This window comes from Bradyrhizobium sp. CB1015 (assembly GCF_025200925.1).
Lineage (GTDB): Bacteria > Pseudomonadota > Alphaproteobacteria > Rhizobiales > Xanthobacteraceae > Bradyrhizobium.
The window spans coordinates 7,249,127-7,269,370 of the sequence record NZ_CP104174.1 but is presented as its reverse complement, the minus strand read 5'-3'; the positions used below and the strand labels follow the sequence as shown (position 1 = coordinate 7,269,370).

At 57.7% G+C, this 20,244-nt stretch carries 17 protein-coding genes and 1 pseudogene; 12 read left to right on the top strand and 6 right to left on the bottom strand.

Features of this window, described 5'->3' with window-relative positions:
• The first annotated feature begins 45 nt into the window (after positions 1-45).
• The 3 genes from N2604_RS33955 to N2604_RS33945 all read left to right on the top strand — a co-directional run bounded on the left by N2604_RS33955 (position 46) and on the right by N2604_RS33945 (position 2,823).
• On the top strand, positions 46-555 hold the full coding sequence (locus N2604_RS33955) for a hypothetical protein (RefSeq protein WP_260372320.1): 510 nt from the start codon (positions 46-48) through the stop codon (positions 553-555).
• Positions 556-583: 28 nt separating this feature from the next.
• Positions 584-2,110: an O-antigen ligase gene (locus tag N2604_RS33950; protein ID WP_260372319.1), complete on the top strand. Its 1,527-nt coding sequence runs from the start codon at positions 584-586 to the stop codon at positions 2,108-2,110.
• A gap of 95 nt (positions 2,111-2,205) precedes the next feature.
• Positions 2,206-2,823 carry a hypothetical protein gene (locus tag N2604_RS33945; protein WP_260372318.1) on the top strand — a complete coding sequence of 206 codons (618 nt, stop codon included), beginning with the start codon at positions 2,206-2,208 and terminating at the stop codon, positions 2,821-2,823.
• Between the two features lie 34 nt (positions 2,824-2,857).
• Here the strand turns inward: N2604_RS33945 and N2604_RS33940 are convergent, their stop codons facing one another.
• Positions 2,858-3,007, bottom strand: coding sequence for a hypothetical protein (locus tag N2604_RS33940; RefSeq protein WP_260372317.1), 150 nt, complete (start codon positions 3,005-3,007; stop codon positions 2,858-2,860).
• A gap of 82 nt (positions 3,008-3,089) precedes the next feature.
• On the opposite strand from N2604_RS33940, the gene N2604_RS33935 reads away from it, so the two are divergent.
• From N2604_RS33935 to N2604_RS33910, 6 genes are all read left to right on the top strand, one after another.
• The gene (locus tag N2604_RS33935; protein ID WP_260372316.1) at positions 3,090-5,357 is read left to right on the top strand and encodes a polysaccharide biosynthesis tyrosine autokinase; all 2,268 of its coding nucleotides are present in this window, start codon (positions 3,090-3,092) and stop codon (positions 5,355-5,357) included.
• A gap of 22 nt (positions 5,358-5,379) precedes the next feature.
• Positions 5,380-6,111, top strand: a complete 732-nt coding sequence (locus N2604_RS33930) for a hypothetical protein (protein ID WP_260372315.1) — start codon at positions 5,380-5,382, stop codon at positions 6,109-6,111.
• Between the two features lie 465 nt (positions 6,112-6,576).
• On the top strand, positions 6,577-7,449 hold the full coding sequence (locus N2604_RS33925; RefSeq protein WP_260372314.1) for a glycosyltransferase family 2 protein: 873 nt from the start codon (positions 6,577-6,579) through the stop codon (positions 7,447-7,449).
• Positions 7,450-7,474: 25 nt separating this feature from the next.
• Entirely contained in the window at positions 7,475-8,128 is a 654-nt protein-coding gene (locus N2604_RS33920; protein WP_260372313.1) for a hypothetical protein, read from the top strand.
• Entirely contained in the window at positions 8,128-9,468 is a 1,341-nt protein-coding gene (locus N2604_RS33915; protein WP_260372312.1) for a hypothetical protein, read from the top strand. The genes N2604_RS33920 and N2604_RS33915 overlap by 1 nt, the downstream gene beginning before the upstream one ends.
• A 234-nt stretch (positions 9,469-9,702) precedes the next feature.
• Positions 9,703-10,140 carry a hypothetical protein gene (locus N2604_RS33910; RefSeq protein WP_260372311.1) on the top strand — a complete coding sequence of 146 codons (438 nt, stop codon included), beginning with the start codon at positions 9,703-9,705 and terminating at the stop codon, positions 10,138-10,140.
• Between the two features lie 419 nt (positions 10,141-10,559).
• Here N2604_RS33910 and N2604_RS39860 read toward each other — a convergent pair.
• From N2604_RS39860 to N2604_RS33890, 5 genes and pseudogenes are all read right to left on the bottom strand, one after another.
• Positions 10,560-10,835: pseudogene (locus N2604_RS39860) on the bottom strand (glycosyl hydrolase family 28-related protein); the annotation flags it as partial.
• Positions 10,836-10,984: 149 nt separating this feature from the next.
• Positions 10,985-11,713, bottom strand: coding sequence for a hypothetical protein (locus N2604_RS33905; RefSeq protein ID WP_260372310.1), 729 nt, complete (start codon positions 11,711-11,713; stop codon positions 10,985-10,987).
• Complete coding sequence (locus N2604_RS33900; RefSeq protein ID WP_260372309.1) at positions 11,710-13,176, bottom strand: lipopolysaccharide biosynthesis protein; 1,467 nt, start codon at positions 13,174-13,176, stop codon at positions 11,710-11,712. Before N2604_RS33900 ends, N2604_RS33905 begins: the two co-directional genes overlap by 4 nt.
• Positions 13,177-13,182: 6 nt before the next feature.
• Complete coding sequence (locus tag N2604_RS33895; RefSeq protein ID WP_260372308.1) at positions 13,183-14,238, bottom strand: glycosyltransferase family 4 protein; 1,056 nt, start codon at positions 14,236-14,238, stop codon at positions 13,183-13,185.
• Positions 14,239-14,288: 50 nt separating this feature from the next.
• Positions 14,289-15,728, bottom strand: coding sequence for an undecaprenyl-phosphate glucose phosphotransferase (locus N2604_RS33890; RefSeq protein ID WP_260372307.1), 1,440 nt, complete (start codon positions 15,726-15,728; stop codon positions 14,289-14,291).
• Positions 15,729-16,047: 319 nt separating this feature from the next.
• On the opposite strand from N2604_RS33890, the gene N2604_RS33885 reads away from it, so the two are divergent.
• The 3 genes from N2604_RS33885 to N2604_RS33875 all read left to right on the top strand — a co-directional run bounded on the left by N2604_RS33885 (position 16,048) and on the right by N2604_RS33875 (position 20,151).
• Positions 16,048-17,040 carry an ABC transporter substrate-binding protein gene (locus N2604_RS33885; protein ID WP_260372306.1) on the top strand — a complete coding sequence of 331 codons (993 nt, stop codon included), beginning with the start codon at positions 16,048-16,050 and terminating at the stop codon, positions 17,038-17,040.
• Positions 17,041-17,808: 768 nt separating this feature from the next.
• Positions 17,809-18,783 (top strand): GDP-L-fucose synthase, encoded by a 975-nt coding sequence (locus N2604_RS33880; RefSeq protein ID WP_260372305.1) that lies wholly within the window; start codon positions 17,809-17,811, stop codon positions 18,781-18,783.
• A gap of 60 nt (positions 18,784-18,843) precedes the next feature.
• A complete protein-coding gene (locus N2604_RS33875) occupies positions 18,844-20,151 on the top strand; it encodes a WcaI family glycosyltransferase (protein WP_260372304.1) in 1,308 nt (435 codons plus the stop codon).
• Positions 20,152-20,244 lie beyond the last annotated feature (93 nt).

The following is a 20,244-nucleotide window of genomic DNA, read 5'->3' as shown; positions in this document are numbered from 1 at the left end:
CTGGCTCTGGGTTCTGTTGCTTGTGGGCTTGCACCGGTCGGGCCGGTGCTCGGCGCTGCCGCAGAGATGGGCGTCCGCCACCGCATCGACGTGATGGTTTCCGCCGAGCCTGATGCTCCCGTCCTGTCGCGCCTCAAGGGCGCCAGGGGCGAGCTGTCCTTCACCGTCCGCCTCTCGGCGAATTCCAGGGAGAGCAAGTTTTTCGGCATGCTGCGCCCGTCCTTCCCCGACATCGTCGTGCCCGATGGCCCGGGCAAGCCGCTGGTCGAGCAGACCAAGCTGTGGGAGGAGGATGTCTGCCATCAGCGCCGCGGGCTGCCGAAGGTCACCGTGACCCAGCTCGGCGGGCATTTTGCCGAAGGGGAGGGGCGGATCGAGATTTCCGCCATCAACCGGCACATCGGCGTTCTGGTCCCACCCGACGAATTAACTCCCGGAATAAAACTCGATCAGGGGAGTGATAGTTTTGGACTATTCTATGCGTTCCGCGCGCAGAGCCGGAACAGCCGCCTCAACGTGGATCTGAAGATCTATCCGATCGATTGCTTCCTCTAGGCGCGAGCAAGGCTCGCAAGACACGATGATGCGCCTTTGGCTTCCCGAGATTCGCTGGTCATGGAGCTTGCCCGCGGCCTTCATCCTGTTCTTCGTGGCCGCCGGCGCGCCGTTTCCGTTCGGCTCGACCAATGATCTGTCGATCGCGTTCTGGTGCCTGTGTCTCGGGATCGCGGTGATCTTCGCGCCGACGCGCGATCTGCGGACGCCGCATCTCTGGCTGCTCGCGGGCATCGCCGTGATCGTTGCCGCTTATGCCTTTGTGCTGCACGAGCAGCTCTCCGACCATCCCTGGGTCGCGCCGTTCCAGCCGATCTGGAAGCAGGCCTCGGATCTGCTCGGCGTGCCGATCGCCCCGTCGGCCTCCATCGTCAAGAACGAGGCGTTCTTCGCGCTCGGCGCGCCGCTCGCCAACATCCTCGCCATCGTCCTCGGCATCACCGTCGGCGCCGATCGGATGCGCGCGCGCCGCCTGCTCTGGGTGATCGCGATCTCCGGCGCGGCTTACGCGCTCTACGGCGTAGCCTCGTTCCTGATCGAGCCGACCATGATCCTGTGGCGGGACAAGACCGCGTATCTCGGCAGCGTCACCGGCACCTTCATCAACCGCAACACGGCGGCGGCCTATTTCGGCTCGGCTGCGGTGATCTGGATGCTCTTGATCCTGGAGGACGTCCGCCGCCGCCTGCCGGAGCGGCACATCGAATGGCGGCGTCTGTCGCTCGACCTGCGCGCGATCCCGCCAAGAGAGATCCTGCCGCGGCTCGTATGCCTCTTGATCTGCCTGATGGCGATGTTCATGACGACCTCGCGCGCCGGCGTCGGCCTGTCGCTGCTTGCGATGATCATCGCGTTCACGCTGTTCCTGCGCAAAGACCTGCCGCCGCGCACCGGCATCTGGATCTCGCTCGGCTCGGGCCTCGCCGTCGCGCTCGGCCTGTTGCAACTGCTCGGCGGCCGCGTCTCCAGCCGCTTCGACAGCCAGGGCCTGGTCGACGAGGGCCGCGTCGAGGCCTGGAAATCCACGCTTCGGATCATCGCGGACAATCCCTGGTTCGGCACCGGCATGGGTACCTTCCAATGGGCCTTCCCGCCCTACCGCAGCCCCAACATCTCGATTCGCGGCATCTGGGATGCGGCGCATTCGACGCCGCTGGAGCTTGCCTCCGAGGTAGGCATCCCGATGGCGCTCCTGGTGGCGCTCGGCTGGGCCATCATGCTGCTGGTGCTGGCGCGCGGCGTGTTCGGACGAAGGCGCGACGTCATCATCCCGCTGGCCGCGGCGGCGACCGCAACGCTCTCGCTGCTGCATTCGTGCCTCGACTTCACGTTGCAGGTGCCCGGCTACAGCATTCCGTTCTTTGCGCTTTTCGGCGCCGGCCTGTCGCAGTCCTTCTCGAGCCGGGAGGGCCGCGCCGCGGCAGATGCGTCGCCACCGCACCGCGAGCCGAGAGCCGCTCCGCAACCGCGGCCCGAGCTCCGCGCGCGCCGGGCGAGCTTCACAAAACTGTCTAGATTTGAAGCAGTTGCGCCGTTTACGAAGTCTTTAGAATAAGTGGACAGCTCTTCTCTCTTCCGCTAGGTTCCGCACTGCACAGCCATTTGCCCGGGCCGAGGAATCGGGGCAGCTGATTTTTTGGAGGTTGATTTATGAGGGTTGTCAAAATCGCGCTTCGCATGGCTGCCGCCGCGGCCTTCGCCGTGACGCTTCATTCGGCCGCCAGCGCCGCCGTTTACCCGCCGCAGCGCCAGCTGCCGGCCACCGTCATTTCCGACTTCAAGGCCGCCCCCAACAGCCTCTTGCAGCAATATCCGACCGGCGGCCCGCAGCTGATCTCGCGCGTGCGCGACCTCGGCGCCTCCGATCCGACCACGCTTCCCGGCCTGATCGCGCTGCTCAAGGATCCCGCGACCACCAAGGACCAGATGCGCGCGATCGTCGGCGGTCTCGCCCAGGTCGCCCGCATGGCCGCGCAGAGCGACCAGGCCTATGCCAATGAGATCCAGGCCGCGATCGCCAACACCGGCAACGCCGACGTGATCGCCGCCTACCAGGCCGCGACCGGCGACGTCGCGATCGCCGCGACCGGCGGCGGCGCAGGCGGCGGCGGCAGCGGCGCAGGCGGCCCGACCGGCAACAACTTCCCCAACGGCGGCAATGGCGGCGGCGCCGTCAGGTTCGGCAACAACAACAACGCAAACAATCCGCCCAACACCGCCGGCGGCGGCGTCAACGGCAGCACGAACAGCACCAGCCCGCGGCGCTGACCGGAACCGGCCCTTGCGGCCGGTCCATGACACCTCACGGCAGCGGCGCCAGCGGGCGCCGCTTTGCTTTTGCGCCGTTAAGCTTTCTGTAAAATGTCGGGTGAAGCGCGCGCTGCACTGCATCGCGCGCGTTCAATTGCAGGCAGGCTTGTGCTAGTGTTGCGCGCAGCGCGGGTTTTGGCATCGGGTTTGCTCCGGATGCCATCAGGCTTCTGGCCAGCATTGATCCCAAGAACACACATCGATCCATTTTCAGGAATTGCTAGATGTTGCAGGTGAACAAGCCGACCTCGGAGATCAACCGTGATTTCCCCGAGGCCGACGGCTCCCCGTCGCAGACGCTGACCTCCTATCTCGACATCATCCGCCGCCAGTTCCCGACCATGGTCGCGATCGTCTCGGCCTGTGTGATCCTGGCGCTGCTCTATCTCTTCACCGCCGCGCCGCAATTCACCTCCACCGCCTCGATGGTGATCGACACCCGCAAGGTGCAGCTGTTCCAGCAGCAATCCGTGCTCGGCGACATTGCGGTCGATTCCGCGACGGTGGAAACCCAGGTCGAGATCCTGAAATCGGAGAATATCAGTCTCGCGGTGATCCGCGATTTGCACCTGATCGACGATCCCGAGTTTACCGGTGCCGGGGGTGGCCTGCTCGGTACGGTGGTCGACGCTCTGATGGGCCTATTTTCCGATGGGGGGGCACCGTCCGAGTTCGAGCAGACTCGCAAGGCACTGGAGCGTTTCGAAAAGAATCGCACGATCAAGCGCCTCGGTCTCACCTATGTGATGGAGATAGGCTTCACCTCGAAGGACCCTGTGAAGGCGGCAAGGATCGCCAACGCGATTGCGGACGCCTATATCGTTGACTCGCTCGAAGCGAAATACCAGGCGACCCGTCGCGCCAGCGTCTGGCTCCAGGACCGCATCAAGGAGTTGCGCACGCAAGCCTCCGCCGCGCAAAGGGCAGTGGTGGATTTTAAGACAGCCAACAACATCGTCGACACCGGCGGTCGGCTGATGAACGAGCAGCAGCTCGCCGAGGTCAACAGCCAGTTGATCATGGCGCATGCTGCTACGGCCGAGGCCAAGGCCCGGCTCGACCGCATGAACGATATTCAAAAGCAGGAGGTCCCGGATGCCAACGTCGCGGACGCGCTGAAGAACGACACCATCGTCAAGCTACGCGGCCAATATGTCGATATGGCCTCCAAGGAATCGATCTGGGCTTCGAAGTATGGTTCTGACCACCTCGCCGCCGTCAACCTGCGCAAGCAGATGGCAGAGATCAAGAAGAACATACAGGACGAGCTGAGGCGCATCCAGGAATCCTACAAGAGCGACTACGACATCGCGGTCACGCGCGAGGAAGCTATCAAGTCGAGCCTTGCCAATGTCGTTTCGGAATCGCAGCTAACCAACCAGGCGCAGGTCCAGCTCCGCGAGCTCGAGAGCAACGCCCAGAGCTACCAGGCGATGTACGACAACTTTCTGCAGCGCTACATGGAAAGCGTACAGCAGCAATCGTTCCCCATCACTGAGGCGCGCGTGATCAGTGCGGCGACGACGCCGTTGAAGAAGAGCTATCCTAAGTCGCTTATTGTCTTGGCGGCGAGTCTGCTAGGAGGCCTGATGCTGGCATTCGGCGCTGCGATGGCGCGCGAGCTCACCGACAAAGTGTTCCGCACCACTGGGCAAGTGGAGGACGTGCTGGGCGCGAACTGCATCGCGATCCTGCCAGCGCTCGGCACTACTGCCGTTGCGCCCGGGCTCGGCGAGAAGATGTTGGGCGGCAGGCTCGCAGGCAAGAACAATCCTCAACCCGACCTCTTGCGCTACGTGGTCGACAACCCCCTGTCGCGTTTCTCGGAAGCCGTGCGCTCAGTGAAGGTGGCTGTGGACCTCAACTCAATCGTGCGCGAGAACCGTGTGCTCGCCACCACCTCGACCCTGCCGAACGAAGGCAAGAGCACTCTCTCGACCAACCTCGCTCAGCTGATGGCGCATGGCGGTGCGAGGGTCATCCTAGTCGATTCCGATCTGCGCAACCCATCGCTGTCGCGCGCGCTGGTGCCCGATGCGAAGATCGGCCTCGTCGATGTCGTCGCTCAAAAAGTCCAGCTGGAGGATGCGCTGGTCGTCGATGCGCAGACAAAACTGTCCATCCTGCCGGCTGGCACCACTTCCAAGCTGCTGCACACCAATGAGATCCTCGCCTCGAAGGCGATGCACGCGCTGGTCACCGAGCTACGGTCGAAATTCGACTACGTGGTGCTGGACATGCCGCCGATGGCGCCAGTGGTGGATGTGCGGGTGACCTCATCCTTCATCGATTCCTACGTGTTCGTCGTTGAGTGGGGCAAGACCAAGATCGACGTGGTCAGGCACAATCTGCGCGGCTCGCCAGAGATTCAGGACAAGCTGCTTGGCGTGGTCCTCAATAAGGCGGACACAAAGGCGTTAGCCCGTTATGAATCCTATCACGGCCGCTATTACTATCAGAAATACTACGCCCGTTACGGGTATGTCGAATAGCAGTCAGACGCGACGTTTTCTGTTGCGTGCGCTGTTGCTGTTCTGCGGCCTTCTCGGCATTGTTTGGGCAAAGTGCAGCATCCCAATATTCGTGTTGATTTCGCCGGCCCGGGATGTCGTGACACGCATCATTGCAGATGAACGGTTCAAGCCCGGCGTTTTAGCGGACGCTCTAGTGCTTATCAAAGCCTCCCCGCGATCCTCGATGATGCGGTCTGAATTTTTCCAAGCTGAGGCGCTATTGACTCTTCGCGTAGCGGAGCAAGCCATGCAGCGGCGCAAGGAGGAGAAAGGTGATAACGAAGTGGAAGCCGCAGAGGGAAGCCTTAAGATGGCGCTTGCGGCCAACCCAAGTAGCTCCTTTCTTTGGTTGATGCTTTATTCGGTTGAGACCGTGCAAAATGGATTCGACCCAACTAACATCAGCTATCTAGACCGATCCTATAATTTTGGTCCCCTCGAAGGCTGGATCGCTGTTCGTCGCAATCGTCTGGCCCTCGCGATATTTCCGATGCTCAGCGAAGTACAGCAGGATGCAGTTGTTTCCGAGTTCGCTCAGCTGGTAGACGCAAATTTCGCTGATGATGCCGCAATGAACTTGATCTCGGTTGGATGGGCCTACCGTGAGAGGCTGCTGTCGATACTCGGAAAGGTCGATATCTCCAGTCGACAAGCGTTGTCTAAACGACTGGCCGTAAATGGTGTAAAATTGGCTATCCCGGGGATAGAAGTCGACGAAAGGCCTTGGAGATGAAGGTGATTGTTTCCGGGCTAGCAAAGTGCACTATCCCGCTCGCATTTCTGCTCTCGTCGACTTTCGTTCTTCCAACGATGGCTCAAACGAGTGCGTCAAGGCTGACACTGCAAGGTCCGTCAGAGCAGATTGGCGCGCCCATCATTCGTGATGCAGTGGGTCGGCCGTGCCTTGACGTTGAGGCCGCGGCGCGCGCCCACGTCGCCAACCCAAATTTAGTTGATCACGTCGTTAGTATTAAGAACAACTGTCCGCGTCTGATCAAGACGAAAGTGTGCTACTTCAATTCGGACAACTGTAGGGCCTTTGATCTGCTAGGCTACAAGAGAGTGGACACAGTGCTCGGGACGATGATGGGAATTAAGGCGTTCCGGTATGTGATTCACCAGAAGTGACTTATGCTCGTTTCTTTGCTGTGCGACCGTCTCCGAACGCGATTGCCTGAGGCTATTAGAGTTTCTAAAGATGACGATGCGTAAGCAAGTGACCGTCGTTATTCCTACACATAACTCGGAAGGCACAATATCTGCAGCGCTCGGATCGGTCTTTCGTCAGGATCGTTCGCTGCTGTCAGCTGTGGTTGTGGTCGATGACGCTTCTCAAGATAGAACCATCGAGATCGTCAACGAAATGTTTCGACGTGCTCCGCCAGAATGTAGAGTTGTCCTGTTAAGAAATGACGCAAACTTGGGTGGAGGCAGGACGCGTAATCGAGGTATCGAATATGCGTCTACTGAAGTTGTTGCGCTACTAGACGCTGACGATGAGTGGAAAGTTGATCATCTTTCAGCTTCCTTCGCCTTTATGGAAGCTCAACATCTGGACTTCGTCTTTGGTCCTCCCGACAAAATAAAGACCGATGCACTGTATAGGAGAGGAACATCGCCTCTCGAATTCATCTTTGTCCACGGCGGGATTGCTCAAACGAGCAGCTTTGTCTTTCGCAAAAGTGTAGCGTTAAGATTTGACACTGCCCTTCGGAAGCACCAGGACTTCGATTTCCTGATGACGGCATTCTCGCGAGGATTGTCTATCGGCCAAATGAAGCAGGTCACCACGCGTTATAATGACGCTGACCAAGCCAAGTCTCGTGTTAGCAAGCAGCGCCGGCCCGAAAGTTCAAGGCGTTTCCTGCTTAAGTGGCGCCGCCAAATGTCCGTGGACTCTCGGCTTTGCTTTTTGATCTGGTTTCACTTCTACAACCGTCAACAAATTGCAAAGCGCACGGCGATATGGGCCCTGAAACGAATAGTTAAATCAAAGATCCATCTGAAGTTAAAAGCACGACTCGGGCTGTCGGTGCTCAGGCTTGCCAACTTTAGCCCTCTCGGCAAGTAGGGCCGTGACAGTGAAAGGACGTGCCGTGTCGATACTGCTGCAGATCGTGGGCTGGTTGCTTCCGTGGTACCTGAGGCGCCAAGTTCTGATCCGCCTACTTGGGTATGAGATCAGTCCATCAGCTCGTATAGGATTTTCAATCGTAGTTGCCGACAAAGTTGCTATCGACAGCGATAGCAGGATTGGACATGCAACTCTGATCAAGAATCTCTCAGAGTTTCGGCTCGGAAAGAATGCGATCATTGGGAATTTCAATATCATCTCGGGCTGCCACGGGACCCAGCTCTATCCCTATTCAGAGCAAAACTGCGTATTTGTGATGGAAGACGGTGCTGCAATTACCCACGAGCATCGGGTGGACTGTGCCAACAAAGTTACAATAGGAGCGTTTACAACAATTGCTGGTCGAGGCTCTCAGATCTGGACCCACGGAATAGATCCACGCGAGTCAAAGCAACTGACGGCCGAAGTGCGTGTAGGCCGTTACGTGCTCGTTAGCACCCGGGTCACCATTCTGAAGGGGTCCATTCTGGAGGACAACTCTATCGTTGCTGCCGGGGCAGTGGTAAATGGAGTGGTTAAGTCTCTCACTTTGGTCGCGGGTATGCCCGCACGGTCCATACGAAACCTTACCGGAACTGAGAAGTATTTCCTCCGAACGACACCAGTGGTTGATTGATGCCTAATGATTTTCTTCTGCTGGTATTGGTGTCGCTAGCGCATTTCGCTTCAATCTGCTTTTTGAGCGTCCGCTGGGTGACCAAGTCTCCGTCCCAGAGATATTGGCCGCTGGACATACGTTTGCTCAATTCAGCGTTCTTCACCCTCCTAGCTTTCCAGTTTCTGTTCGCTTCGCAGTACAAGAGCTTCCGGATCGGCGAGCAGACGCTCAACTGTGATGAGTCACTTTTGGTTGCTCTGCAGACAGGCAATCTGTTGTGCTTCTGGCTGTTCGCTGGTTTGACGGAGTTGCTCGTGCCGCAGGCCATCTCAGTTGGTGTGGATCGCACGCGACAGCGTGAAGGTCGGGCTGCTCGCGCGCTCTTCCTCATGGTTGCATTTCTGCTTTGTGGGTTTCTCTTTTGGCAGATACGCGAGCTTGGCTTCTTTACATTTATTGAGGCAGTAGGCGCGCGCCAGTACAAAAAGGATGCTGCCTTTGTGATCTTGAATGCATCTCCCTTTCTGTTAGTCGCCTCTCTCTACCTCATATTTAAGTCGAACTCGCTCGCTTGGAGTCTAGGTGGAGTTTCCGCCTTCACGGTAGTTGCGGGATTGTCAGGGGGGCGCGGCAACATAGTGTCAGCCTTCTTGCTGTTGCTATGCGCGCTGCTCGCCAATGGGCGGCCCCCTCGTCCATTTCGGATGTTCATCTTTGGCTTCATTCCTCTTCTCGTTGTATTGCAGATCTATACTGCGTATGTTCGATACGCCGGTTTTCGTGGGCAAGGTAATCAGGACATTTGGTTCGAAACGCTCGTCGAGTCTGAAAGCTTTGCGATTTGGAAGAGCGTGTATGCTGTTGCAACTACAAGTTTTGAGCTGCCCTACCCATTCTACTCCCTGACAGCCTCCCTGTTCTTCCCCGTGCCGCGGGCAGCGGTTCCATTCAAGCCTGAGCCGCCTAGTTCGCTGTTCACCCAGTTTGTAAGCCCGGTCCGGTTCGAAAACACCGGGTCTGAAATAACATTGTCTGGTGCGGGTACGCTGATAGCAGAGTTCGGGACGATTGGAGGCCCGCTCTTATTTACAATTCTTGTCGCTTGCCTCTCAGCGCTTCAATATCGGATTTCGATGAAGCCGAGCCGTCAAATTGAGGCGTTTGTTCTCTATTTCTACGTTTTTTCTCTATGGAGGTCCGACTTATTCACTGCGTCCCGGATTTTGTGGACCTACCTAATTGTGATGGGGATGTTGTACGCTATTCTCATGGTTGTTCCTCCTGAGAGAAGAGCGGTGCGCATCGAGGGGGAACGAGCAAGTCGAAGCCTTAGACGCATGCGCGCTCGATCAAAGTAATTCGAAAATCAAGACGATGACCTATTTCGTCGTAGAATAATCGAAGTTGGTTGATTGCTCCGATTGGTTATTTGTCTCGGCAGTAGACTATCCTGAATCACGCAATCTTGTGCCTGACTTGTAATCTCTACAAGATTGCCGGTTAGCTCGCTGTTGCTTATCGAGTTGTTTCGACCGCCCATCCTCGCTGCCGGCGCGCGAGTTAGTCCCCTTATCTTAACTCCATTCACTACATTGTTCGAAACGATCCCCGAGTTCCTCGCCTCAAACAGAACTCCAAGCTGTGCAGCCGAGGCGCTGAAAGACACATTGTTAATGGTATTGCTGACGACACTTGAAGCACCTGTGTCGAAAGATATTACGGCACCCCGAGCTTCCTCGCATGAGATCTCGCCGTCAGATACGGAGCAAAATGACGATGGTCCGAATCTCACTACCGATCCGAACTTGTTGAATGCTGAGGCGTTAATCGAAAAATTGGAGACGGTACAATTTATTGAAGACTCTTGTATCGCTATGATTTGGTGGTTCGGGCCAGGAGGGTTTTTCGTCATCTTTCCCCTCAAATTGCTTACGGAGACGTTCATGGAGTTGCACGACAGCTCGACTGCCATGCGATCAAACGTTGCTTCGATGTTGGTCCAAGAGCAGTCTTGGAATAAGTTTCCGTAGACGGCCACTCGGGCGTCGATCGCTAAGTCAGAAAAAGCGCAGCCTCGCGCCGAACTGTCTCCGATCCAAAAGCCATGCGATTTGATCGCCAAATTGCGAACGGCAGAATCGACCGATACAAAGCATCGGCTCAAAGTGCCTATGGCGCGCCACTCAATCTCGTCATCACTCGGAGCCATTACGAGAGCTCCATCAAAACTCACACTCCGGTCCAAATGGACTCGGTCAGATGTAGCGTAAAGAACGCGGCAGATAATCGTGATGGTTGAAACAGAAAACTCTGCTCCGGGAACGTAGTCAGTTGATCGGATGAAGACTGTTTGTCCGGATGAATAACGCCTTTTGCTGTTGTCTAGAAGGACAACGTTACGGGCGCCATCAAGTGTGACTTGATCAAATACTAAGCTGTTTAAGAATTGAGGATGATAGTTTCCAGGCAGAACGACGGCCTGGTCCATAAAGGTAGTGCTGTTTTTCCTGTCGTTGTATAACAGGCTTCCAGATCCGTCCCCGACTAATCTCACACCTGATCTAAGGAGCAGCGGGTGGGTTAGTCGCCAATATCGTCCCTTCGAAATGTCTCGCGCGGGTATATAAACGAGGCCTCCGCCGGCGCTCGATGCTCGCTCGATTGCATTTTGAATGCATTCCGTGTCATCGGTAACTCCATCTCCAAGCGCACCAAAACTTTGCACGTCCACGAACGCGGCGTGCCCGGACGCAGTCGAGACTGTTGATGCGCCTGCTAGCGCGAGGAGATGTCTGCGGGTGATCACGTTAAGCTACTTGCTTTGTTTATGGATCCATCCAGCAATGTTGACTCTTTAAGTCTGACGAGAAGCCTTCAATAGAAGGCGGCGGGCAAGAATTTACCGGCGGCAAAGAGCCGTTGTTGTTTCGCTGCTTTAACGATCCCTGTTTGAAAGTCGATGCCCATCTCCCTTATTTTTTTCTCAATTGCTTCGCACAGCGCATTTTCACCCGAACGTTCTGCATCATCGACTACGATCAAGAAACCGTCGCGGTTGAGCGACGGGATGATTTGAAGTGCGCCAAATCGGGAAAGAGCGTTGATCTTTGTCCCGCCGGCAGGTCCATCGATGATGAAAAGGTCGATTGCAGTAGGAAGTTTTGTGGCTGACAAGTCGTAACCAGAGAAACTGAAGCCATCATATTGCTGTTGAGACAATTCAATTAAGCGCACCTCGTGACTTACCTTCGACTGGAGGAGGTCGCGCCATCGACGATCGCTTTCGATTGTAAGAACGTTAGCGCTGCTCAGCTTGGCTTGAACGATCTGATTTAGCAGCAGAGTAGATTGTCCGCCCCCCAATTCGACGATTTGTTGAAAGGAGAAGTGTCTCACGGCACGAAGTAGTACGTATAGCAAGCTATAGTTAGCGGCCGCACCCACTGCGTAGAAGTCGTTCGTAAGCCCGAGGGCCTGAATGTCCCGATCGAAGATGTTCTGGTATACTGGCTCTTGTGCCGGTGCCACGCCTGTCCGAGCAACAACTCTGCGATTTGCGTCGGCCAGAAAAGTTGCCAACCTACTGCCTGCACCAAACTTCACTTGATTGCCTCCTTATTTCGGGTCGCTACTGAGTAGATGACTCGCCTAGCTGTCGGGAGAAGCAGAACCATTAAGCCCCACGTCGCGGCGGCGACAAGTACAACGACGGTAAGGCGAATAGGACCGTTGGCCAACCCGAACTCCCCGCAGAGCGCCTTGGTTGCGAAGGTCACAGATGCTGTGCAGATGGCAGTAGCTAATCCTGGAACTGCAGCGTTTAGTTGATCAGCGATGGAGATCGGCTTTTGTCTGGCGGTGATCCAAATGATGATGGGCGTTGCTGCGAGTAATGTTCCTGCGGAGAAACCGGCTGCAGCTTCTTGCGGGCCATAGAGGCAGCCGAGAACAGCGCCTCCGCCGCGGAAAAATAAATCAGCCGCACTCCAGATTCGAAGTTCGCGAACTCGTCCTTGGCTTGTCATAAATTGCCCAAATGGCGCGATAAAGCCGAGGGCAAAGAGAGCTGGGCACAGCCAAACCAATATTCTGGAAGCCTCTTCCCAAGAAGGACCAAGGAGCAGAACTACCAGATCACTTGATATGAAGGGAAGCGCTAGCCCTATCGTGAAGTATACTAGCCCGGACACCACCAAAATGTTGTGATATTCCTTTTGTACCTCGCTCGGCACGTGAGCAATCCGACACAAGAGCGGGAATTGAACCTGGAGATAGGGACCAAGGAGGAACGATGTTGGAAGCGAGTAAAGGGATTGCGCTCGCGAAAACAGGCCAGCAGCGGCACTTCCACTCCACAGACCGACTAAAGCGGCTGCAATGTTATTAGACAGAAAGTTTAGTCCCGAGAACGTGGCTACGTTCGCTCCAAAAGTTAGAAGTTCCAAATGACGGCTCAGGCGTGTCGGACGGCTGGGGAGCCATCTACCGAACACGACGTACCCAGTGCCGGAGAATGCACCTTGAAGCGCAGCGCCGAGTACTAGAGAGAGTGCATTTCGAAAAAAATAGGCCAATACAATCGTGGAAAGCCACCCAAGTATCAGCCCGCCCACCTCAGCTGCGAAGATGCAGCCAAAGCGCAGCTCTCTTCGAAGGAGAGCAGCGTGTTGAGCTGTAGCCCCTAAGAGAAAGAAGTTTAGCGTGGCGACCATGAGAACAGGAGTGAGACGTGGCTGCTCATATAGCGAAGCGATTGGACTCGCGCACAGGAGAAGGACGAGAACGAGTACAATGGTCGCAGCAAAGTTGAACCAAAAAAGCGCGTCACGCTGATCGTCTTGAAGCTCTTTTAGTTGGATTGCTGTTGAAGGCAGGCCGAAATCTCGAAAAACAGAAAACAGCGTAGAAAAGAATAGTGCGATGGCCACTAGGCCGAACTCGCTCGGCTCCACAAGTCGAGAGATTATTGCAATCTGGCTTATATTGAGAACAAACGAAATGATGCGTTGGGCGAATAAGAGGCCGGTCCCGGATCGTGCCCGCTTTCGATAATCTGAACCCTCCATAAATTACTATGCGCCTCCAACCGAGAGTGCGTAGCGTGCCCTTTCCTTCTCGAGGATATGCCGCTCTGATGCTTCATGAATGATATCAGTGCGCCCTTCAGGCTGAAATCTGCCTTCCAATGTGCGAAGCCAGGTCAGGGCATTGGTTACGAAAGGTTCTCCTTGCGGGATCATCAAACCATTCTGTCCAACCTGAGATGCTATGCAGCCCCTGTCGTATGCAACAACGAGGTTGCCGGCTGCTAGTGCTTCAAACAGTACTGTAGGTTGCGCTTCATTCGCGTATACCGTCGGAAACACGAACACGTCGATTGACTCGTAGAATCTAAGCTTGTCCTCACCGTAAAGGGGACCTACGTAGCTCAGGCGATCACCGAGTTCTTGGCGGGCGAGGTTGAGAGCGATTTCGTCGTTGTGCTCGCGTAATGGCCCGGCAAGTGTTCCTTGGACATTCAGGCCCTCGTCGCGAGTCGCCCGCAGCAGATCGAGGAACAGATAAAGCCCTTTTTCTCGATTGAGGTTGCTGAGCAATCCGATCTTCAGCGGCTCATCTGGCGAGCGGACAGTCCGACTGCTCTTGGGCACTACGAAGGCCGCGTTCGAGATGACGATGGGTCGATCTGGTCTCCAGTACGCTTTGCCAAAGGCATCTCGCATCCTCTCGCACAGAAAAATGTGGACGACCTTTGGTCCGCCTATTCTGAGGGCAAGGGCCATCAGCTGACGGCGCTCATTTATGTAGCCGAAGTTGTGATGATGAAGGTAAGTCGGATAACGAAAGAGGCGGGCTAACGCCAACAAGTAGATAGTGTAGACCAGTCCAAAATCGCTTTGGCACGGCATGTAGCAGGCGCGATTGTCTCGCCGTGCATTCAAAAACAGATGGACGGACGCCAGCAGCACGACAGTAGCTCTCGAGAGATGATACGCGAGACCTCGCTTTCCAACTTTGGGCGAAATGTTCAGGAGCTTGACTTCGTGGTCCTCGGCAAAAAGCTTGACGTATTCGGAAGTGATGTAGGCGAGCCCGTCCGTTGGCGGCGGAATCTGTCCGATCGCCACGATGAAACGTCGATTTGGAGACATGGGGAGCGTGGTCGGCCTGAATGAGATCAATACGCAGAGCTATTTAGCACTCCGAAAGCGGTTCGCATGATGATCCTAAGATCCAGCGCCACGCTCCAATTGTTAATGTACCACAGATCATACTCCACGCGCTTCTGCATCAGGTCGAGCGTGCGGGTTTCTCCGCGATAACCATTAACCTGGGCCCAGCCGGTGATGCCGGGCTTGACGTGGTGGCGGAAGGCGTAGTTGCCGATGATCTGCTCATATTCGGTGTTGTGGGCGGCCGCGTGCGGGCGGGGGCCGACCAGCGACATGTCGCCCTTGAGTACGTTGAGGAGCTGCGGCAGCTCGTCGATCGAGGTCTTGCGCAGCCATTTGCCGATTGGCGTGACGCGCGGGTCGTTCTTCTGCGCCTGCTGAATGGTCGGGCCGTCCTCGAGCACGCGCATGGTGCGGAACTTGAAGATCCTGAACGCGCGCCCGCCGAAGCCGTGGCGGGTCTGGCGGAAGAACACCGGCCCCGGCGAGGTCAGCTTGATCAGCAGCGCGGTCACCAGCATCACCGGCGCGAACACGAACAGCGCAAGGCTGGCGCCGGCAAGGTCCAGCGCGCGCTTGAGCGCGCGTTCGCGCCAGGTGAGCGGGGCGCGGCGCAGCTCGGCGGTGAAGGTGTTGCCGGTGCCGGAAAGCGGATAGCGCAGGAAACGCGCCGTGTTGGGGTCCGGCACCAGATGCACCGGCACGGGCAGGATCTTCAGCGCGTCCAGAATGCTGTCGATCGCATGCTGCCGGCTCCAGTTGATCAGGAGGAAGACGTGCTCGATCCGCTGCTCGCGCGCGTAATTGATCAGCTCCTCGAAGCGCGGCGCCAGCGAGGACAGCAGCAGGGGCGAAGCCAGCTGCTTGGCCGGGATCTCCATCACCCGCATCAGGCGGTAGCCGTGCTGGCCGAGGTCGTCGACCGCGTTGGACGAGGTGGCAAGGCCGAACTCGGCGATCAGAAGCGCCCGGCCGTTGGCGAAGGCGCCGGTGCGCAAGGCATGCGCGGTCCAGCGCGCGGCGATGGTCTTCCAGGCCAGCAGGGCGGCAAGGCCGACCAGGTAGAACGAGATCGTGGTGCCGCGGGAGAACTCGTCGCTGACCTTCATCGTGAAGGCGATCGCCAAGAGCGCGCCGAACAGGAAGGTCCAGGTCGTCAGCGTCATCCGGAACGTGCGGGGCAGGTTGGTGACCGTCTTGAGGCGATAGCCCCGCTGCACGACCGTCAGCAGGACAAAATTGATGGCCACCAGCACGCTCGCCGCCGCATAGACATCCGCCTTGCCGAGCACGCCCGCGGTGATGAGGTGATACCCGACCGCGCAGCCGATGCCGCTGACCACGATCAACGCCGCATCCACCACCGCCAGCAGCCGCTCGACAACCACAGGTCGCAGCCAGCTCGGCGCAAAGCCGTGAGATGCGGACGCGACCGGCTCGACCACACGAATTTCCGTCGCAGAATCAGCGACGGGCACCGGCCGAGTGGAAAGAATTGTCATCCTGCCAAACCCATTGACGCAAAATTCATTAGCCCGAACAAGCCGTGCTATCGGGCAAAATCGCTGTTAGAACAAGGCGAAGGAAAAATTAACCTTACCCCACAAGCGTGCATTGTACCCCATCCCGCCTCGACTGATATGTTAAATTTCACAACCCGTTAGGAAGTCCTCGTTGCCTCGCACCCAGTCCCGGCGGCGAACCCGGTCGAGAGGGAAGCGCTACCTCGCCATTGGCCTTGCAGCCCTCGCCTTGGTGGGACTCGTGCTTCTGCTTCTTCGTCCCGATGCAGCCCCCATCCGAGCTCCGACGGCGTCCAGGCCTGTCGCCGTCAAGCTCCTCCTTGATGGGCCCTATGGCGCGCGGTTTGCCGGCGAGCTCGCCGCATCCAGGCAGGGATATTTCTCCTCCCGCATCGAGGTGTCGGCTCAGCCCGAAGGCCCTGACTTCGTCCAAACCATTGCACGCCAACATGCCATCGGCGTGACGAGTGGCCAGAACTTCCTGCTGGCGAGCTGGCGCGGCGTCCCCGTGACTGCGTTTGCCGCAAGCTTCCTCGACACCTCTGTCGCGATCTTCACGCTCGAAAGCTCCGGCTTGCGTCGGCCGGCCGATCTGGTCGGAAAGCGCGTCGGATACCGCAGGGCGAGCGAGGGAGACGTCGTCTTCGATGCGATGATGGCGCAGCTCGGGCTTCCCCGAAGCCAGATCACCAAGGTGCCCGACCGCGACAGCTTCGAAGCCCTGAGGGCCGGGCAGGTGGATGCGATCATCGCCGCCATCGACGAGCAGCCGGATCCCTCCTTTCCGACCTTCGTGAAGCTGAACGTCATCAAGCCGCAGGACTACGGCATCCATGTCCCGGGCCAGGTCTATTTCGCGAGCAATGATCTCATCCATGACCAGCCGTCCGTGATTGCCGACGTCCTTCAGGGGCTCATTCGAGGATGGCAATTTGCCTACGCGGACTATGCACGGAGCGTGCCCGTTCTCGCCGGCACCGGCCCGGCCAGGCTGAATTCCGAGCGGCTGAAATTCGAGCTGCAGCAGCAGCGCCCGCTGGTGCTGCCGACGGGCGGCCGCATCGGCGACTACGACGAAAGCCGCTGGCGGACGCTTCGGGATATCCTCCTGTTCGCCAAGCTTGGCGAGGAAGACGTGCCTTTGGCTCAGACGGTCAACTACCAGTTCCTTCGGGATGTGTACCGCCGTTCACCCGACCTCGCTGCTCCCGGCGCCTGGAGCGAGGAAAAATAGGACCAAGAAGCCACACTTGCGCGCTATATCGTCCCAAAGGGCCTTTGGTCGCCCCCGCATCGGTTGCATTTCGGCCGCTGGCCTTGGTAAAGTTCGGTTCACTATTTGGGCTAGTCGCGGAGTGGCTTTACGGACCGTGACGTTGGTCGGCTGGGCGTCTGACAAGCGCGGGTCGGGGATCAAATCCGCAGGGGCGAGGAGCTTTTTGGATGTTTAAGACGTTGATGCGAGCAGGTCTTTTGGCGGCAACTGTTACCTTCTGCGCAGCGAGCGGAGCGAGCGCCGCAATGCAGATGCCCGCGCCGGCCGCCCTGCTCACAGGCGAGAGCCAGGTGACGCCCGCTACGTTCTGGGCGCAGCCGTATCCATATCGGTATGTGCCGCGGCGCCACTGTCCGTTGGTGCGGGTCGAGACGCCCTATGGCTGGTACATGGATCGCGTTTGCGCGCCTGTCGGTCCTGTCCTGCGTCGGGCGTACTAAGTAAACCGAGCGGCGGCTGCCGCCTGTCACCGATCGTTTTCAAGGCAGTCGCACAAATCGATGCGGCTGCCTTGCTTGTTTTTGCTTCATTGTGTGCTGATCATTTGTGCGCGCAGCGCAGGTTCACCATGAATATCTTTGTCGGGCCGGGGCAGGCTGTCGCATGGTGAAGATTGTGTTAGCAGTTCGGCGGGGCTGCATCGGCAGCGTGATTGCGTAATGCGACCGGTCGCCGGATCTCGTCAGGTGGTGCGATCCAGCCAAACGGACGCTGACAGAGGATACAATGACAGGGGCTTCAACCTACGATCTCGCTGGCAAACGTGTCTTCGTCGCGGGTCACCGCGGCATGGTGGGATCAGCTGTCGTCCGCCGGCTTGCGTCAGAGAATTGCACCGTGTTGACGGCTGACCGGCGTGAGCTGGATCTGACAAAGGAAGAGCCCACGCTCAGATGGCTGGAGCTCAATCGCCCGGAGGTCGTGGTTCATGCCGCTGCAAAGGTTGGTGGGATCGCAGCCAACAACAATTTCCCGGTCGACTTTCTCTGCGACAACCTTGCGCTGGAATTGAGCGTGATCCGCGCAAGTCACGCGGTTGGTGTGCGGCGCCTGCTGTTCCTCGGCTCGTCCTGCATCTATCCCAAGCACGCCAAGCAGCCGATCGCCGAAAGCGAATTGCTGACCGGGCCGCTAGAGCCGACCAACGAATGGTACGCAATCGCCAAGATTGCCGGCCTCAAGATGTGCCAGGCGTATCGTCGGCAATATGGCGATGATTTCATCTCGGTGATGCCGACCAATCTCTACGGCCGCGGCGACAATTATCATCCGGATCAGAGTCACGTCCCGGCCGCGTTGATCCGGCGCTTCCACGAAGCCAAGCTCGCCAATGCACCCAGCGTCTCGGTGTGGGGCACCGGCACGCCGCTGCGCGAATTCCTCAACGTCGATGATTTTGCGGATGCCTGCGTTTTCCTTCTGAAGAACTATTCAAGTGACCAGCCGATCAATGTTGGCACTGGCGATGAATTGTCGATCGCCGAATTCGCGACCACAGTCGCGGAGGTCGTGGGCTATGGGGGCAAGCTCGCGTTCGATACCTCCAAGCCTGACGGAACACCACGCAAGTTGCTGGATAGCTCGAGAATCCGAGCGCTTGGTTGGCAGCCGAAAGTTGCCCTGCGGGCCGGCCTCGCATCGGCCTATGCAGATTATCTCCATGGCTACGGGCGTCATGTGGAAGTCGGCGCAACGCGCTGAGTAGACTGGTTAGATTGCTAGAGAGTTTTTTATTCTGAAGTTTGAATTGGGGCGGGCTTTATGCGTGTTCTCTTGGTCGGCATCAATTATGCCCCAGATCTGATCGGCGTAGCGAAATATAACGCCGAGCTCTGCGAAAGTCTGGTAGCCGAAGGTCATGAAGTCAGAGTGATTACGGCGCCTCCCTACTATCCCGCCTGGAAGACCCCTCCGGCGTTCAAATCCTCTTACTTCAGATCGAGAGATGTTGACGGTGTTCAAGTAACGCGTACGCCGATTTATGTGCCCGGACATCCCACTGGCATCAGACGGTTGGTCCATCACGCTTCATTCGCGCTCACGAGTGCGGCGCCAGTGCTTTTTGAAGCGCTATCCTGGCGGCCCGACGTCATGATCGCCGTCGCACCATCGTTGATGTCGGCTGCCTTCGTCTCGTTCGTAGCTCGTCGCGTCGGTGCCAAATCGTGGCTTCACGTGCAGGATTTCGAGGTGGACGCCGCGTTCGATCTTGGTCTGCTGCGCAATCCTTCTTTGCGGAAGTGGATGCTTCGAGTCGAAGCGGCAATCCTCAAATCGTTCGATAACGTTTCAACCATCTCTCATGCGATGGTGGAGCGGTTGAGGATCAAGGGACTGCGGCCCGACAAAACCGCGGAGGTGAGAAACTGGATCGACACCACTGCGATCTGCCCGGGGCCTCGAGCGACCAAATACCGTCAGCAGCTGAACCTGGCTGAGGGCGACATCGTGGGACTGTATTCCGGCACGATGTCCAACAAGCAAGGCCTTGATCTCGTGATCGAGGCTGCGATTGGTTTAGAGAGAAGTCACCCGCACATCCACTTCATCCTTGCGGGCGAAGGGCCTCACAAGATGAGGCTCGAGCAGCTTGCCGCGGGACATCCCAATGTCCACTTCCTGGGGCTTCAACCCAATGACAGCTTCAATCAATTGATGGCCACGGCCGATTTCCACCTGATTCCGCAGAAGGCGGAGGCGGCCGATCTGGTATTGCCCTCGAAGCTCGGTGCGATCTTTGCATCTGCTCGGCCGGTCATTGCGATGGCTGAAGAAGGCACCGGCCTGGCGGCGGAAGTCACGAATGCGGGCCTTGTGATTCCACCGGGAGATTCGTCGGCTCTCGAGCTTGCAATTTGCCAGCTCAGCGAAGCGCCCGCCCTGCGTGAGCATTACGGCGAAGAAGGAAGAAGGCGAGCCCTTGATCGCTGGGATCGACGTACGATCGTGCGCCGGTGGTCGGAGGCCATGACAGGGCAGGGCAATGCGGCAGGGCAGACGAATGAGGGCCTGACGGGCGTTGCCAACGATATTGGGCTTCCGGTGGAGGATGCCGTTCGGTCGCCCTAGGCATTCGATTGCAGTTGGATGCGGCGACGTCATCCGAAAAAAATGAGCGCCGCAACGGGGCGCTCATTTGCTTGGCTTGGTCGCCTTTCTGGC

Coding starts and splice junctions, on each gene's coding strand:
- N2604_RS33935 (WP_260372316.1), top strand. CDS start 3,090: ATGTTGCAGGTGAACAAGCCGACCTCGGAGATCAACCGTGATTTCCCC.
- N2604_RS33900 (WP_260372309.1), bottom strand. CDS start 13,176: ATGGAGGGTTCAGATTATCGAAAGCGGGCACGATCCGGGACCGGCCTC.
- N2604_RS33945 (WP_260372318.1), top strand. CDS start 2,206: ATGAGGGTTGTCAAAATCGCGCTTCGCATGGCTGCCGCCGCGGCCTTC.
- N2604_RS33925 (WP_260372314.1), top strand. CDS start 6,577: ATGACGATGCGTAAGCAAGTGACCGTCGTTATTCCTACACATAACTCG.
- N2604_RS33875 (WP_260372304.1), top strand. CDS start 18,844: ATGCGTGTTCTCTTGGTCGGCATCAATTATGCCCCAGATCTGATCGGC.
- N2604_RS33880 (WP_260372305.1), top strand. CDS start 17,809: ATGACAGGGGCTTCAACCTACGATCTCGCTGGCAAACGTGTCTTCGTC.
- N2604_RS33940 (WP_260372317.1), bottom strand. CDS start 3,007: ATGCCAAAACCCGCGCTGCGCGCAACACTAGCACAAGCCTGCCTGCAA.
- N2604_RS33915 (WP_260372312.1), top strand. CDS start 8,128: ATGCCTAATGATTTTCTTCTGCTGGTATTGGTGTCGCTAGCGCATTTC.
- N2604_RS33950 (WP_260372319.1), top strand. CDS start 584: ATGCGCCTTTGGCTTCCCGAGATTCGCTGGTCATGGAGCTTGCCCGCG.